Genomic DNA, 16,249 nt, shown 5'->3' on the forward strand with positions numbered 1-16,249 from the left:
GAACTATGTCAATTCTTTCTCATGCAACACGACGTCGAGCACCGGCGTTATGCGATCGACCACGGCATCGCGGTCCCAATCACGCTTGTCGACCATGTCCGACCAGACCTCGACCACCTTGATTCCCGCCGCTTCGAGCGCCTGTTTGGCATAGAGCGAACCGTGGCCGGAGAACCTGTCATGTTCCGGGATCAGCATCAGCGCGACATCGATGCGATAGCGTTTTGCCTGTTCGACCATCCAGGAATTGACCCAGGGCGGCTGGTGCAATTGTTCATTCATCGCCGAAACCCGAGCCGCGAGAGCCCGCAGCGGATCGCCGTGATCGGCGCGGATATAGCCATCCGCAGCAAAGGGCAGATACATCGACCAGGCAAAAACGGCCCCGTGGCTGTCTTCGAATGCCGCATAAAAGCTCGTGTCGAACCACAACCCGGCTCCGATCCACATCATGCGGATGCGCTCGTTCTCGACAACCGAAACACCGGTCTCGACCCGCTCGTGTATTTCATCGCGAAACCGCCGCGCATGGGCGATGGCCCAATCCGAGCCGCGATGCCATTGCGGGATCATCACGTTGGGAATCTGTTCGGAGATGCGGATCGGGCATCTGGGCGCGTCGGCGATCAGATCGCTGGCCTCTTCGAACAGACGCTCCTGACGGTCGATCGCTTGCATGTAGCTGGCAAATTCCGCCCGGTCGAACTTTCGCACGGTAAGGTTTTCGAGCTCGGCAATGAGTGCTTCGAATTCGGCGACCATGAGGTCGAGCCGATCGCCGTGATAGAGCGCTTCCCAGTCGGTCCTCGCCCGGTTCCACCAGTCGGGGAGCGGATCGGGCACGGCCGGGGCCGAAAGCAACGTCAGCGGCGCGCCGGTCTTTTCCGCCCAGAGCGCAAAGATTTTCTGGTGGTCGTCGGCGCTCTGTCGCGCGCACAACATCGAAGGCACCGGCAATCCGCCCCAGGGCTGGCGCTCGGCGTCACCTTCCAGTTCCGCAATCAGCGGCAGGCTGGAATACCGCGCAAGCCGTTCATGATAGCCGATTGCCTGCATATGATCGAAGTAGAATTCCGAGAGCTGCTTGGCCGCGATCACCGCCGACCACCACTGATTGGTGACGATGGGCATGCCCATGGCGTGGAACAGCTCGTGCGGGGTGTCGGCGTTGACAAACGCATACTGCGCGCCCGAGGTGATCTCGGCCCGCAAACCCTTCAGCCAATCGCGTTGGTATTCGGTTGCAGCACGGGTCGCCCGGAGAGGTTCATAGGTCATGAGCGCGCCTCGGCTGCACGCGCAATCAATTTCCCGGCTCGCGCCAGCCAGGCATCGTCTGGTTGCGCATCCCGAAAGCCGAGATTGACGAACCCGATCCCGCGATCATCCAGCTGACGCGAGAGTTCGGGAATATCCCACCCGAACGTGTCGTCGGTCTGGGCGAGTTGGCAGAGCACCAGTTCGCATCGCGCTGCCACCAGCGCCTCGACCACCCGCTCGCGATAGCGATTTGGTGGCGAAATACGGTGGCAGAAGGCGTCACCGGCCAAAAGCTCGAGCATGGTTTCGACCGTCTCGGCCTCTTCCCAATCGCCCGGCCAGACCTGCCCAAAGGGCTGAAGGTCGCAGACGATGGGCCCGTACTTGCCAAAGGTCGTGTATGCCCGCTCGCTGAAAAGCGGTGAGCCGACGATCCCAAGCCGTACTCCACTGCCCGCGTCGGTTGGCCCGGTCTGGTCCATCGCCTCTTCGAGCAATTGCGCGTGGCGCTGCATCGGCAGGAACCGCCCGGCAATGCGAAACATCATAGCATCCTCCGCGCTTCCCGACGTGGCGGCGAGCGCCTTGTGACGGCGGCTGGCGTGCCGGGCCTGCTGGGCAAGCTCACCGTCGCCAATCCGAGGCAGCCCGATCCCGGCCAGGAAATCCATGAGCTTTTCGATCTGCACCCGGTTGAACGCGCGCACCGGCGCCGTTGCGGCATGTATGGTGTTGAGCAGAAACAAGGGCGGGGTTGCGCCACGGGCACTGCCTTGCCGCACCCATTCGAGGGCATATTGATAGGCCGTCAGCGCCGGCGCGTCATCGCGCACGAACACAATGCCGGCAAACCCATCGAAGGCCCCGCCGGCGAACCGATTGAGGAAAATCCGCACTTCGGGGTCAACGAACGGTTCGATCACAGCGTCCATCGCGCCCGGGGCGGCCTGGTCGAGCCGACCGAAATTCACATGCACCGGCGTCGCCCCGCTTGCGGCGATCAAGGTTTCCGGTGCGCCGTTTCCGAAAATCCCGACGATCGGCGTATCGAGTTTGGCGGCGCCGCCGTCGGCACCAGCAAACACGCGCGCCAGAATTTCCGTGGCGTCCGAGCGCCCCGCACCGATCGAATCCATAAGCGAACTCCTCACTATATAGTTCACTTTATGAACTGATTAGCATCGCGTCAACCGGTTCGGTTTGACTCGGGATGGTTCCGCCGCTAGTCACCGTCAGTCCGAACGCAAGGAGTTCCCATGACCAAGCTGGATGCCGATCAGAGCCAGCCCGCCGGTGTCAACCTAGGGACCCTGCGCGAAAACCTGCCCTTTCTGACCCGCGCGCTGCGCGCCTATATCCGCGTCGAGAACGCCGACTTTTTCGCCGATTTCGAAACCGAACAGGGCGAAATCGCCGTTATCAGCCTGATCGGGCTCAATCCCGGCATATCCCAAAACGAGGTGGCGGCGACGCTGGTGCTCAAAAAATCGGCCGTCACCAAGGTCATCAAGGGGCTAGAGGATCGCGGACTGGTACAACGTGAAAAGGTCGAAACCGACAAGCGCTTCAATGCCCTGACGCTGACGTCGGAGGGCCAGGACAAATATGGGCGCATCAATGCCCGCATGAGCGAGCAGCATGACACCCTGCTCGCCCCATTCGAGATGGAAGAGCGCGCGCAGCTTTTTGGCCTTCTCAACCGCTTGCACCAGCATCTTGTCGAGCGCGACCATCGGCGCACGGGAACGGTGAGCGGAATAGCCGGCAGCGCCGACGACTGATCAGAGCTTGACAGGGTTCGCATCGCTAGTTCATTAAGTGAACTATCGATGGAGGAACCGAACTTGGCTCAACCCCTGGCCGGCGTTCGCATTGCCGATTTCAGTCACGTGATTGCCGGCCCGCTGGCGACCCATTTCCTTTGCCTGCTTGGCGCAGAGGTAATCAAGGTCGAGCCCCCCACCGGGGACGTATTGCGCAGCTACACAAGGCGGCGTGAGTTGCGCGGCATGGCCGAGCCGTTCATCGGCGCCAATGCCGGAAAGAAGTCCATCGTTCTTGATCTCAAATCCGATTTCGGGCGCAAGGCCGCGCACAAGCTGATCGCGACCAGTGACATCATGGTGGAAAATTTCCGCCCCGGTGTCATCGACAGGCTGGGCCTGGGATATGAAGGGCTCAAGCAGGATAATCCCGGCCTGATCTTCTGTTCGATTTCCGGCTATGGCCAGTCCGGCCCGATGCGCGATTATCCGGCCATCGACCAGATTATCCAGAGCGTTTCGGGGCTTATGAGCCTTTCGGGTGAACCCGGCAGCGGCCCCATGCGCGTGGGCTTTCCCATCGTCGATACCTACAGCGCGCTTCTGGCAGCCTTCGCTATTCAATCGGCCTATATCCAGCGCGAGCGCGACCCCAAGGGCGCGGGCCAGCACATCGACATGTCGATGCTCGACGCCTCGCTTGTCATGATGGCCTCGGTGGTCAACCCGATGCTGATCTCGGGCACCGAGCCGCGCCGCACGGGAAATCGCGGTTTCTCTCTGGCGCCCACCGCCGACACGTTCGCCACCAGCGACCAGCCCATCACCATAGGCGCTGTACAGCAGAACCAGTATGAGCGCCTTTGCACGGCGCTCGAGCGCCCCGATCTTGTGGTCGATCCCCGGTTTGCCGATGGCGACAGCCGCATGGCGCACGAAAAGGAATTGCAGGGCGAACTCGCTACCACGTTCAAAACCCGCACCGCGCTGGAATGGGAGCGCATCCTTTCGGCCGCGGGCGTGCCCGCCGGGGCGGTACGCCCGGTCCGCGACGTGCTCGCCCTGCCCCAACTCGAAGCCCGAGACCTTCAGATCGAGCTCGATGTGCCCAATCCGGCTGTCGGGAAGACGTCGATCCTCAACGCCGGCTTCAAGTTCGCCCATGACGGTCCCGCCGTTTCCGAACCTCCCCCGACATTGGGCCAGCACACGAGCGAAATCCTCGCCGAACTGGGCCTTGCCGAACGGGCGCTATAGCAGAGCCATTACCGGCCCGATGCCAGCTGTCTCCACTTGCCCTATGGCGCCCAAAAACCCATCAACCTCCCAGGAAGAGCCGCCATGCGCCAGACATCCCGCGATTTTGGAGCGCAGGTCCCCCAGCGCCAATCCGCCCGTCCGCCATTCCGGCACGCGCTCCACGCATTCGGCGATGGACCGGCCATCCTTTAGCTCCACGACAAAATCGGCCTCGAACGCCGTCGTGTCGACCAACTCCGCCATTTTCACCTTCGCGGCGAGAGCGAGCAGATCCGGGCGCTGCAATTGCGCGGTCGAAAACGCTCCGAGCGCGACGGTCCCAGCGTCCATGGCAGCTGCAAAAACGAAGGGAATGGAGAACTTGGCATCGATCGCGGTCTGAGGCGCGATTTTCGATGCGCGCGGAACAAACAACATGTCGTTGGGCGGCGTGGCGCGGACGCGCACCGAAGCGACGTGGTCTTTCCCGATCCCTCGCCCCCGCAATCGCTCAGCCAGAACGATTGCCGGATGCGTGCCGCGACAGCTTGGCCAGCGCTTGATCGAGACCTCGGACCCCAGAAAATCGCGGCCAACTGCCTCGAAAATTTCGGAACGTGGTGCAGCACCGGTCAGGAGCCGGAACACGCCGCTTTCGCCATCCAGGGGCTCCTCGACAGCCCGTACGCCGCGCTGCGCCAAAAGAGTGGCCTCAACGGCGGCGCGCGCCGCCAGCCCCTCACGCACAGCCCGCAAATGCGAATGCGGTGAGCGCTTGAGTTCGTCGCCCAGCATGAACTGGGATGCAAAAAGGCCCAGCGCATCGACGGATCGCGCGACGGACAGACCCAGCAGATGGCTTACCCCCAGCGTGGCGCCCAGCCCGGAAAGGACGGGCGGGTAATACCACCCGCGACGACCGGGATCGCTATCGAGCGCCTGTGACAGGCGACAGGCAAAGTCGCATCCCACCGCCAGGGCCGAGAGGACTTTCTTGCCGTCCACCCGCTCGCTTTCAGCCAGAGCGAGAATGGCGGGCACGAGCGAGGCATTGGGATGGATCATCCCGGCTTCGAACGTGTCCTCGAAGTCGAGTGCATGCGCCATCGCGCCATTGGCCAACGCTGCCATGGGCGCGTGCGCCTTGCTCTGCTGACCGATTATGGTCGATCTGCCACCAGCACCCAGGGCCAACGCGTGATCGATAAAGGGGCGAACCAACCCGTCCTGCGCTGCCGCCACCATGACGGCCAGCGCATCGGCCAATGCAACGTTCGCAGCGGCCAGCGAGTGGGCGGGCACCTCCCGAATCGTCCAGTAACTGTCGACAATGGCGGGCGTAAAGCTCATGCCCGCGATCTGACCTCAAAGGCGTCGCCCGACACAGCGACCACAGACCCAAGCTCGGCGGTATCGGAAATGTCCTGCAGATAGCGCCCGATGCGCGCGAAATCGGCATGGCCGGGATCGACAATGCGCGGCATGGCATCCTTGCCGATCATGATGGGCACGAACCGCAAATCGCTCACCCCGTCCCGGTCGAGCCGCGCTTCGAGCGCCACGCTCATCGCGGAGTCCGGCGGAAAATTGTAGCGCGAGGAAAAGTCAGGCACCCAATCCGGATTGAGCTTTTGGATCTCCCGGAATCCCTTGGACCTGGCATGGGCTTCGTCCATCACAAGGTCGATGGCGAAATTGGCGAGGCTGTAGGCGATGGTCCTGCCTTTGTAAACCTCGATACCCTTGAGGATATGCGCGTGATGGCCGAGCACGAGATCGGCCCCCGCGTCGATGACCGCATGGGCGACTTCGCGCTGGTAATCGGGAATGACGGCGGGCACGAAATGGATGCCGGCATGGTGGGAAACGATGACGACATCGACAATGGGCCGCAACGCCCTGACGCCCTCGACCAACGCATCGAGATCACCCCGATGGCTGAATGTGTGGATCCGCGCCGGGGTGCCGGGCTGGTCGTGTTCTATCTGCTCGTAAACCGTATGCGCCCGCAACGGAGCGCAGCCCGCGCGCTTGTCTTCTGCCCAATAGGTCATGGGCAGGATCGAATTGACCGCTAAAACGCCGATGGAGACGCCATTGCGTTCGATGATGGCCGGCGCGCGTGCAGCAGAAATATTTTCACCCGTCCCCATTTGTACCGCACCGGCACGCTCCAGTTCGGCAAGCGTATCGAGCAGCCCTTCCTGGCCCCAATCGAGGCAGTGGTTGCCGGCAAAGGATACGAGTTCGAGATTGGCATCGACAAGCGCGTCGGCGATCTGCGAGCGTCCCCTTATCGTATGGCGTGCCTGCGGCAGGCGCTGGCCGCGTGTCGTCAGGTTCACCTCGAGCTGGCAAAAGCCCAGATCGGCGACTTTGAGCCGGTCGCGCACCGCATCGAAGATCGTGGCCGGATCGTCGCGATCGGGTCCTATATCGCCCACAGCCACGAATTTGACGCTCACGGCGCGTAGCCCGGATCGAGCAGATGGCAGGCGGCCACACCGCCATGGGGAGATGCAAGCATTCCAGGGCGCTCCCGAACGCACACATCCATCTTGAGTGGACACCGCGTATGATAGGGGCAGCCCGAAGGCGGATCGAGCGGGCTCGGGATTTCTCCGCGCGGCGGAACGTCCGGCGCCGGCGCGTCCGGATCAGGTGGCAACGCGGCGGCCAGCAGCGCCTTGGTGTAGGGATGGCTCGGCTGGCTGCAAATGGCCTGTGCGGTGCCCCGCTCGATCACCCGGCCGAGATACATGACGATGACGTCGTGCGCCATGAAGCGCACGGTCGCCAGATCGTGCGATATGAAGATACAGCCAAGGCCGTACTCGTCCTGCAGATCCTTGAGGATGTTGAGGATCTGGGCGCGAATGGATATGTCCTGCGACGAGACCGGTTCGTCCAGCATCAGGATCGATGGCCGTGACGCAATGGCCCGCGCGATCGCGATGCGCTGACGCTGCCCACCTGAAAATTCGTTGGGAAAGCGCCTGGCGTCTTCCGCCCGTAATCCGACCGCCTCAAGCACTTCGGCGACCCGGTTGTCGATATCGTCGCGAGACAAGTCCGCCAGGCTCGAAAGCGGTTCGGCAATGATCTTGCCCACCCGCATGCGCGGGTCGAGCGAGGAGAACGGGTTCTGGAACACCGGCTGCACGGCGCGACGGAACTCGGCACGTTCTGCATGTGTCATGTCGGCCGGCAGCTTGTCCTTGAAGCGCACTTCCCCCGATGTCGGCTGATCCAGCAACAATAGCATACGGTTGAGGGTGGTCTTGCCGCACCCGGACTCCCCGACGATGCCCAGCGTGCGCCCGGGCTCGAGCGAAAGGTCGAGACCGGACACCGCATGCAGATCCTGCATCTTGCCCTTGTGCCGCACCTTGAAAATGCGATTGAGCCCACTGGCCGTCAGAATGGCTTGGCTCATGCCGCACCCCGCGCCGCTGCGATGGGGAACCAGCAGCGCGTGCTGTGCTGGGGCCCAACATCGATATTGGGAGGCGCCGTGCGGCACTTGGCCTGTGCATTGGCGCAGCGGGGATGGAACCGGCACCCCTGCGGGCGCGCGCCCACCGTGGGCGGCGAGCCGGGAATGGTCGGTAGGCGGTCGAGGCTGGTGTTGACCGTAGGCACACTGTCGAGCAGGGCCCGCGTGTACCAATGGGCCGGCCGCGCAAAAATGTCCCGCACCGGCCCCTCCTCCACGATCTGGCCGGCATACATCACCGCCACCCGGTCGCACATTCTGGCGACGACCCCGAAATCGTGAGTGATGAACAGCATAGCCATGCCAAGCCGCTTTTGAAGATCCTTGAGCAGTTCGAGGAACTGGTACTGGATGGTGACGTCGAGCGAGGTCGTGGGCTCGTCGGCGATCAGGAGCTTGGGCGCTCGCGTCAGCGAAATCGCGCCGACGACGCGCTGGCGCATGCCACCGCTCATCTGGTGCGGATAGCTGGACAAGCGTGCCTCGGGCGATGGAATCCTGACGCTTTCAAGGGCGCTTATGGCGCGCTCCTGCAAGGTTCCCTCTGCCGTCGCGTTTTTGCGCAAGCCTTCCTTGAGCTGATTGCCCACCGAAAACACGGGGTTGAGCGAGGCCATGGGGTCTTGCAGGATCATCGAAATCTCGCCGCCCCGAAGCGCCGCCAGGGCATTCTTGTCCAGCTCGGCAATATTGCGCCCCTGATAGAGGATTTCGCCCGATAGACCCTTGTCGAGCAGCGGCGGCAACAGACGCATGAGCGCCATGCCGAGCGTGGTCTTGCCAGACCCGCTCTCACCCACCAGCCCCACGGTTTCGCCGGGGCGGATCGACAGGTCGATATTCTCGATCAGCGCCGGCGCATCGCTGCGGGCGCCGAGCCTGACGCTCACGTCGCGCATGTCCAAAAGCGCTGCAGGCTCGGTCTGGTTGCCTTGACCCATCAGATATTGCGCCCTCTCAAAGCGGGATTGATTTTGTCGGCGAGTGCGTCCCCGACCATGTTGATCGACATGACGGTCAAAAGGATCGCCAAGCCGGGCACCATGCACAGCCACCAGGCCGAGGTGATGTAGGACCGCCCGTCGGCCACCATCGATCCCCAGGAGGGGGCCGGCGGCGGCACGCCGACGCCTAGAAAGCTCAACGAGGCTTCCAGAACGATGACCACGCCCACCTGCAGCGTGGCGACCACGATCAGCGAGGGTGCGATGTTGGGCAGAATGTGGCGCCAGATGATCCTGATATCGGACAAGCCCGACGTGCGCGCCAGATCGACATAATCCTCGTTGCGGATCTTCATCGTCTCGCCGCGCGCCATGCGCGCATACTGGCTCCAGAGCACAAGCGAGATGACGATGATGATGTTGGTAAAACTCGGACCGGAAATCGCGCCCAGCAGCAGGGCAAGCAGAATGACCGGAAACGACAGCGCAAGATCGACCAGCCGCATCAACACGCGATCGGTCCAGCCGCCGAAATAACCCGCCAGGGTCCCAACTGTCGTGCCGATGGTTCCGGCGATGGCTATGACCAGCGCACAGACGGTCAGCGATATCCGTGCCCCGGCGATGATGCGCGAGAGAATGTCGCGCCCCAGCCTGTCCGTCCCCAAGGGATATTCGAGACTGCCGCCCTCCTGCCAGAATGGTGGATCGAGCCGCGCCCGCAACGATCCGGCCAGCGGATCGTGCGGCGTGATCAGCGGCCCGAACAGCGCGACGAACACGAACAGCACCAGCAAAACCAGAGCGATCCGCACAGTCCAGCCGAACTGGCCCCAGAAACGACCGATAAACGACACCATGTCGGCGATCATGGTGCCGCGAGCCGAAACGCGTTGAGTTTGATCGGTCATCAGCCACGGCTCCGCATACGGGGGTCGACGATGACATAGAGAATGTCGACGGCGAGATTGGCGAGAATGAACAGCGCGGTGATCACCAGAACCACTGTCTGGACCACGGGGAAATCGCGCGCCAGAATCGATTCATAGGCCAGCCGCCCGATGCCGGGCCATGCGAACACGGTCTCGACCACAACGGCGCCGGTGATCATCACGGCGAAGAACGTGCCCATGAAAGTAATGACGGGGATCAGGCTGTTGGCCAGCGCGTGCTTCCAGACGACGACGGTTTCCGGGAGCCCCTTCACCCGCGCAAGCTTGATATATTCACTGCCCAGAGCCTCGAGCATGCTGGCGCGCACCAGCCGCGTGATCGCGGCAAGGGTGAACAGGCCGAGCGTGGCGGCGGGCAGGACATAGTGGACAGGTTCGCCATAGCCCGAGGTGGGCAGCCAGCGCAATTGCACGGCGAACACATACATCAAAACGATCCCCAGCCAGAAACTGGGTATCGATTGCCCGATCAGCGCGATCAGGCGCGCCAGAACGTCGATTGGCGAGTTGTGCGCCACCGCGGCAAACACCCCGAAGATGATGCCGACGACCAGCGTGAACGCGAGGGCGACCCCCGCGAGGCTAAGCGAAGCGGGCAAGCGCGACAGCACAAGTTCAAGCGCCGGATCGGCGCTGGCCGTGAGTGACTGGCCGAAATTGCCGGTCAGCGCATTGCCGACAAACGTGAAATATTGAACGGGAAGCGACTGATCCAGACCCAGTTCGGCGATCAACGCCTGTCGGTCGGCCTCGGTCGCCCCGTCACCGAGCATCAGCGCCACAGGATCGCCCGTCAGCCGGCTGAGCAGGAAGATGACGACACTCATCAAAAGCAGGGCGATGAGGGATTCAACAAAGCGGTTTGCGATTGCCTTGATCATGTTCGGTCCATGCGCAAGCCTGGAAACAGGCTGACACCGACGCCGCCCCGAAGGACGGCGCCGGCGCCAAGGGAGAGACTATCGGGCCTTTGTGGCCTGATCGAAGTTCCAGACATAGGCGGTGGTGATGTCCCACTCGCCAACCTTGTCGCTCACGCCATAGGGCTCGTTGGCCAGAGCGATGAACACCGCAGCCGCCTCATCGCGCAGATACGCCCCGATCTCGGTAAAGAGCCGCTCGCGGGTTTCGGCGTCTTCTTCACTTGAGAACTGCTGGATCATGGCCTCGAGTTCAGGCGAAGTGAAGCTCGCAAACAGGCTGTCTTGCATGAATCCTGCCTCGAGCCCGTTGGCGGCGCTGGCAAACGGAAAACCGCGGTGGGTCCACACATAGTCATTGGCCTGCCCCTCGGTCCATTCGGTGCGAAGCGACGGCCAGTCAACCGGCTCGATGGTCGTGTTGACGCCCACATCCTGCCAATAAAGCGCCACTGCCTCGGCCATCAGGGGCAATTCCGCTCCCGGCGCCGTTGTGAAGGTCCGAAGCGTGATGTCGAACCCGTCGGGATAGCCCGCCTCGGCCAGCAATTGCCGCGCCATATCCGGATCGTAGGGGTAGGGCTCAATCGCCGACCAGGCTGGAACCGGCGTATCGCTGGAAGCCACAGTCCCCTGGCCCTGGAAGAGTTCGTCGATGATCGTCTGCTTGTCGACGGCATAGTTGAGCGCCTGGCGCACTTCCCGGTTCGCCCACGGGGCATCGGGATTGTGGCGGTTCTCGGACGTCTGGACCAGCCCCCCGAAACGCACCACCGGCGACCAGGTCGCTTCCGCCGAAACGATCCGCAGCCCGGCGCCTTCCACTGTCGGGATGGAGTCGAAGCTGATCGGCGCGATGTCGGCCTCGCCGGTCTGCAGCATGGCGACGCGCGTGGATTCCTCTGGCACGACGCGGAACACGACATTCTGGAATTCCGGCGTGACACGCCAGTGATCGGCAACATCGTCCCGCAAGGTCATGACGATCTCTGAACCGGCCGTCGCGCTGTCGAGGACATAGGGGCCCGTGCCGATCGGATCGACACCAGCGGCATCCGCCCCGACCTCATCGAAATAGGCCTTGGAAACGATGCCCAATTGCTGCGTGGCGCCGAAATAGCCCTGCGCCAGTTCGAAATCGGGAAAATTAAGATGAACGATAACCGTGCGCTCGTCGGGCGCTTCCACCGAGGCGATGGCGCGACGCATGGCCGAAGCCGGCCCGGCCCGGGAATCCTCAGCCGTCAGGCGGGCGATGGAATAGGCGACGTCCTCAGAGGTCATTTCCCCATAGCCGCCGGAAAATTCGACGCCCTCGCGCAGGTTGAACGTCCAGGAGCGCCCGTCCTCGCTCATTTCCCAGGATTCGGCGAGACCGGGGATGGTTTCGCCGGTTTCGGGGTCGATATAGGTCAGATACTCGTAGGCCAGATCGAGATAGGTCTTGCGCTGCCCGCTGCCACCCCACGGCGTCATCGTCTCTTCCGAAAACGTCGAAAGCGCCACGACGAGATCGTCGGCCTGCGCCCAGGCCGGCGTGACCGGAGCGGCGATCACCGCTGTCGCGCACATCAGTGCTGCAACCTTTCCCCTCATCGAAGTCCTGAAATTCCGTTCCATCTCTTCCTCCCTGAGTTATGGCCCGAAGGTTCGTATAGTTATAACACAGAACTAATAAGTCAACAAAATTGTCGACTATATTGTGTTGTGCCGTTTGACTTCCTCCACCCCCGGACGCTAAATTCGCTACCGGCTTTCCGAAACTGGGTGACTCGTTGATGAATGAACGCGCGACTTCCGCCTCCCTCTCGACCGGAGCGATTGCGGACCAGGTCAAGGCCCGCATTCACACAGGCGCCTATGCGCCCGGCCAGCGATTGATCGAAGTGGATCTGGCCGAGGAATATGCGGCCGGGCGCGGCCGCATCCGCGAGGTGTTCAAAACCCTCGTCGGCCAGGGTTATCTCGAATTCGTCGCCAATCGCGGTGTCTATGTCCGCCGCTTCACCCGCGCCGAAATCCTTGAAATGGGCAGAGTCCGTGAAGTGCTTGAAGGGCTTTCGGCCCGCCTTGCCGCCGAGGCCGGGCTCTCGCCCGAACAGCGCGCCGCGCTCTCGAACCACCAGGACAGACTCGACGCCGCCGTCGCCGCCCACAATGTCGATAGCTATAACGCCGAGAACTTCGCGTATCACGCCACCATTTGTGCGATCGCGGGTAACCGGCATGTCGAGGAGTTCCTGCACAGGGTCAGGCTGCCGCTCTACCGCCTGCAGTTGCCGCGCAATTTTTCCTCCGACTCCATGGCGAATTCCAACCGTGATCACCAGGTGATCACCGCCGCCATACTGGCCGGCAATCCCGACGCTGCCGAGGCCGCCATGCGCTCGCATGTCCGTGCGGGCAATGCTCACGTCACGCGACTGGCCGCCCACCATTTCAGTTAGCCTTTCCTGAACCGAACGGGCACCGAAAGCGGTCCGTATTCGGGCCAGGTCGTCATGGGGGTTGGCCCGACGATCTCCCAGCCATCGGTGCGACCCAGCAACTCCTCGAGCGTCACACGCAGCATCAGGCGCGCCAGCGGAGCCCCGGCGCATTGATGTGGCCCCAAGCCGAACGCGACATGCTGTTTGTCCGATGCACGGTCGAGCCGAAAACTATCGGGATCCTCAAAGGCGTCGGGGTCGCGATTGGCCGATGTAAACGCCAGCGCGATCGGCTCGTCCTTCTTGATTGCGCGACGGCCGAGGATGACGTCGGTCTTGGCGGTTCGGGCGAACCCTCGATAGGGCGTATAGAGCCGCAACAGCTCTTCGAGCGCCGCCGGTACGAGGCCGGGATCGTCTTTGAGCATAGCGAAATGCTCGGGATGCCGGGCCAGATGCACCACCATCGACCCGGTGAATGTGGTGGGTGCTATGATACCCACAACCAGAAGTTGCCGGATCGTGCCCAGAATCATCTCCTCAGGCAGCGGCGCTCCGTTCCCGTCCCGCGCCGCCAGCAGGGCGCTCGTGGGATCGGCACCAGGATCGAGCGGTTCGGATTTGCGCGCGGCGATGATGTCGCGGGCGACGTCATAGAGAAACAGGCTGGTTTCTTCGAGCCTGGCCGTATCCTTGACCTGCAGCGCCCTGTTGAAATCCGCCCCGATATTGCGGATCTTTTCGGCCTGCACCGGCGGGATGTGAAAGAACTCCGCCAGAACGAAAATGGGCAAACGGTAGGAAAAGTCGACGCAGATGTCGGCCTCGCCCTTTTCGACCAGCGGGGCGAGCAGACGGGACACGATATCCCGAACGATCGGCTCCCAGCCCGCCATTCGCTCGGCGGTAAACAGCGGCGAGATCGCCCGGCGGTATGGCGTATGCTCGGGCGGATCGAGATGCAGCGGCGGCCGGCGGCCCGACGTCGCCACACGCGGGACGACGTTCTGCTTTGCGGTCGAGAACGTATCGGAATCGGCGAGCACCCTCACCACGTCCGCATATTTGGTCACCACCCAGAAGCCCTCGAAATCCGACGTATGGGCCACCGGACACCGTCCGCGCAGATCGGCAAACACCGCATGCGCGTCATCAAAGCCCTCGGTCACATCGGCATCAAATTCGTGCAGCCGGTTGATTGGGGGAACAAAACTCTTGGGTTTGGGGCGGGTCTCGCTCGACATGCATCTCCCTACTCGGCACGCGTGGTCTCGAACCCAATCCTCGACCCGGCAATTGCGGCGCCGTCATATTGTCGACAATACCGTCGACTAAATTGAAGTCAAGTTGGATTCTGAACCGCAGCGAGGAGGGATTGGCGATGTTCTCCCGCCTGCCCCGGTATGTGGACCCTGAACGGATATCGGTGATCGATACCGAGGCCGCGCCCCCCAGGACACGACCTACGGGCTTTGCCCGGGCCGGGCCAGAGCCTATTTAACGGAAGCGGCGGGCGGCATTGGCCATGGGCGTGACCGCCTCATAGAGCGTTTCGGGCGTATCGCCGGTGACGACGACGCCGACAATTGCGCCCGCTACGCCGACATCCCTGAGCCGGGTCAGGTCATCTGGTACGAACCGCTTCTGGCTCGGCGCGATGACCGGAGCGGTACTTTGCTGCACAATGGCCCGATAGGCGGCGAGGTCGGCGTCATCGAGCGGCTGGCCGTAGGCGGCGAAGGGCATGATCGAAGCCTCGATGATCGCGCAGGGCAGCGCGTTCATCCGGTCAAGATCGGCCTTGGTGCTTGTATCGGCCATGGCCGGCATGGGACGCAGTTTCGATTCCAGAAGATGGGGCTGAAAGTGCGCGAAATAGAGGTTGAAGCCCTCAAATCCCAACTGCGCCAGCCCGTCCATTTCCTCAAGGGTTGGCACCGTCTCCTGCCCTGCCATCACCAGGAGCGGCAGGCCGAGCGACGCGACTTCCCTCAGAAACGGCTCTTCCTGGGCGAACGAGCCGAAGGTCGTGCCGGACGCGCGGTGATAGGCGTTGAGGTGCAACTTGAGCGCGTCGGCGCCAGCGTCCCGCGCCGCCTGGGCGAGCGCCATGTCGTGGCGGGCAAGGGAAACGGCGATGGGAAATTCGCCGCTAGACAATTGTGCATAAAAACGATCGGCCATGGGTGTTGTCTTCAATTCAGCCTGGCGCCGGTTTCGGCGTCAAAGAGATGGATGGCGGTGGTGTCGGGGGCCACGGTTATCGTTTCGCCGGGCGCGGCGGCCACCCGCTCGCGGAACACGCCGATGACCTGCGTGGCGCCGAGCTTCATGGTCACCTGCGTTTCGGACCCCATCGGCTCAACCACCACAATCTCGGCGGGCAGGCCGTCCGGCGACAACGCGAAGTGTTCGGGCCGGACGCCATAGAGGGCCCGCTGGCCGTCGGCTCGTGTGCCGTGCGGCAACGGGAGCGCGACGCCATCGGCGGAAAACCCGTCCGGACCGATCGTACCCGGGATGAAATTCATTGCCGGTGAACCGATAAATCCGGCCACGAACTGGTTGGCCGGTCTGTCATAGAGCTCAAGCGGGGCCCCGATCTGCTCGACATTGCCGCCATTGAGAACCACGATTTTGTCGGCCATGGTCATGGCCTCGACCTGGTCGTGGGTGACATAGACGGTGGTCGTCTTGAGGCGCTGATGGAGCGCCTTTATCTCGCTGCGCATCACGACGCGCAGCTTGGCGTCGAGATTGGAGAGCGGCTCGTCGAACAGGAACACCTTGGGATTGCGTACTATGGCGCGCCCCATAGCGACGCGCTGGCGCTGGCCGCCCGAAAGCTCGCGCGGATAGCGCCCCAGATATTGGCTCAACCCAAGAATGCCGGCCGCCCATTCGACCCGGCTGGCGATGTCTTCCTTTGCGGTGCCGCGATGGCGAAGGGAAAAGCCCATGTTCGCGGCCACCGTCATGTGCGGATAGAGCGCATAGTTCTGGAAGACCATGGCGATGTCGCGCTGCTTGGGCTCGAGGTCGTTGACCACCGTGTCACCGATCTCGATGGTGCCGCCAGTGATGGTTTCGAGCCCGGCCAGCATGCGCAGGAGCGTGGATTTCCCACACCCGGACGGGCCGACGAGCACGACAAATTCGCCATCGGCAATCGATATGTCCACGCCGTGGATAACGGCGTGCTTGCCATAGGATTTTGTGATGCCGGAAAGAGATACGGAAGCCAT

15 protein-coding genes are annotated in these 16,249 nt (G+C 62.7%); 3 read left to right on the top strand and 12 right to left on the bottom strand.

Translation table 11 applies throughout. The features are described 5' to 3' along the window. Positions 1–3: 3 nt before the first annotated feature. Both ACP148_RS14835 and ACP148_RS14840 read right to left on the bottom strand, forming a co-directional pair. The gene (locus tag ACP148_RS14835; RefSeq protein WP_421951982.1) at positions 4–1,278 is read right to left on the bottom strand and encodes a 2-hydroxyacyl-CoA dehydratase; all 1,275 of its coding nucleotides are present in this window, start codon (positions 1,276–1,278) and stop codon (positions 4–6) included. Next, a complete protein-coding gene (locus tag ACP148_RS14840; protein ID WP_421951983.1) occupies positions 1,275–2,396 on the bottom strand; it encodes a 2-hydroxyacyl-CoA dehydratase family protein in 1,122 nt (373 codons plus the stop codon). Before ACP148_RS14840 ends, ACP148_RS14835 begins: the two co-directional genes overlap by 4 nt. Before the next feature lie 120 nt (positions 2,397–2,516). On the opposite strand from ACP148_RS14840, the gene ACP148_RS14845 reads away from it, so the two are divergent. Both ACP148_RS14845 and ACP148_RS14850 read left to right on the top strand, forming a co-directional pair. After that, entirely contained in the window at positions 2,517–3,041 is a 525-nt protein-coding gene (locus tag ACP148_RS14845; RefSeq protein WP_421951984.1) for a MarR family winged helix-turn-helix transcriptional regulator, read from the top strand. 63 nt (positions 3,042–3,104) lie between these two features. Continuing rightward, on the top strand, positions 3,105–4,280 hold the full coding sequence (locus ACP148_RS14850; protein WP_421951985.1) for a CaiB/BaiF CoA transferase family protein: 1,176 nt from the start codon (positions 3,105–3,107) through the stop codon (positions 4,278–4,280). Here ACP148_RS14850 and ACP148_RS14855 read toward each other — a convergent pair. The 7 genes from ACP148_RS14855 to ACP148_RS14885 form a co-directional block, all read right to left on the bottom strand. Further along, positions 4,275–5,612, bottom strand: a complete 1,338-nt coding sequence (locus ACP148_RS14855; protein ID WP_421951986.1) for an MmgE/PrpD family protein — start codon at positions 5,610–5,612, stop codon at positions 4,275–4,277. The two genes, ACP148_RS14850 and ACP148_RS14855, sit on opposite strands and share 6 nt — an antisense overlap. Continuing rightward, positions 5,609–6,727 carry a CapA family protein gene (locus tag ACP148_RS14860; protein ID WP_421951987.1) on the bottom strand — a complete coding sequence of 373 codons (1,119 nt, stop codon included), beginning with the start codon at positions 6,725–6,727 and terminating at the stop codon, positions 5,609–5,611. Before ACP148_RS14860 ends, ACP148_RS14855 begins: the two co-directional genes overlap by 4 nt. Next, the gene (locus ACP148_RS14865) at positions 6,724–7,698 is read right to left on the bottom strand and encodes an oligopeptide/dipeptide ABC transporter ATP-binding protein (protein WP_421951988.1); all 975 of its coding nucleotides are present in this window, start codon (positions 7,696–7,698) and stop codon (positions 6,724–6,726) included. The genes ACP148_RS14860 and ACP148_RS14865 overlap by 4 nt, the downstream gene beginning before the upstream one ends. After that, the gene (locus ACP148_RS14870) at positions 7,695–8,699 is read right to left on the bottom strand and encodes an ABC transporter ATP-binding protein (RefSeq protein ID WP_421951989.1); all 1,005 of its coding nucleotides are present in this window, start codon (positions 8,697–8,699) and stop codon (positions 7,695–7,697) included. Before ACP148_RS14870 ends, ACP148_RS14865 begins: the two co-directional genes overlap by 4 nt. Beyond that, positions 8,699–9,613, bottom strand: coding sequence for an ABC transporter permease (locus tag ACP148_RS14875; protein WP_421951990.1), 915 nt, complete (start codon positions 9,611–9,613; stop codon positions 8,699–8,701). Before ACP148_RS14875 ends, ACP148_RS14870 begins: the two co-directional genes overlap by 1 nt. Next, positions 9,613–10,536 (bottom strand): ABC transporter permease, encoded by a 924-nt coding sequence (locus tag ACP148_RS14880; RefSeq protein ID WP_421951991.1) that lies wholly within the window; start codon positions 10,534–10,536, stop codon positions 9,613–9,615. Before ACP148_RS14880 ends, ACP148_RS14875 begins: the two co-directional genes overlap by 1 nt. Positions 10,537–10,614: 78 nt before the next feature. After that, positions 10,615–12,195, bottom strand: coding sequence for an ABC transporter substrate-binding protein (locus tag ACP148_RS14885; RefSeq protein ID WP_421951992.1), 1,581 nt, complete (start codon positions 12,193–12,195; stop codon positions 10,615–10,617). A gap of 158 nt (positions 12,196–12,353) precedes the next feature. On the opposite strand from ACP148_RS14885, the gene ACP148_RS14890 reads away from it, so the two are divergent. Next, positions 12,354–13,022: a GntR family transcriptional regulator gene (locus tag ACP148_RS14890; RefSeq protein WP_421951993.1), complete on the top strand. Its 669-nt coding sequence runs from the start codon at positions 12,354–12,356 to the stop codon at positions 13,020–13,022. Here the strand turns inward: ACP148_RS14890 and ACP148_RS14895 are convergent. The 3 genes from ACP148_RS14895 to ACP148_RS14905 form a co-directional block, all read right to left on the bottom strand. Then, positions 13,019–14,248, bottom strand: coding sequence for a cytochrome P450 (locus ACP148_RS14895; RefSeq protein WP_421951994.1), 1,230 nt, complete (start codon positions 14,246–14,248; stop codon positions 13,019–13,021). The genes ACP148_RS14890 and ACP148_RS14895 overlap by 4 nt on opposite strands. 253 nt (positions 14,249–14,501) lie before the next feature. Beyond that, positions 14,502–15,188: a hypothetical protein gene (locus ACP148_RS14900; RefSeq protein WP_421951995.1), complete on the bottom strand. Its 687-nt coding sequence runs from the start codon at positions 15,186–15,188 to the stop codon at positions 14,502–14,504. Positions 15,189–15,199: 11 nt separating this feature from the next. After that, positions 15,200–16,249 (bottom strand): ABC transporter ATP-binding protein, encoded by a 1,050-nt coding sequence (locus tag ACP148_RS14905; RefSeq protein ID WP_421951996.1) that lies wholly within the window; start codon positions 16,247–16,249, stop codon positions 15,200–15,202.

This window comes from Pelagibacterium sp. (assembly GCF_965249125.1).
GTDB lineage: Bacteria > Pseudomonadota > Alphaproteobacteria > Rhizobiales > Devosiaceae > Pelagibacterium.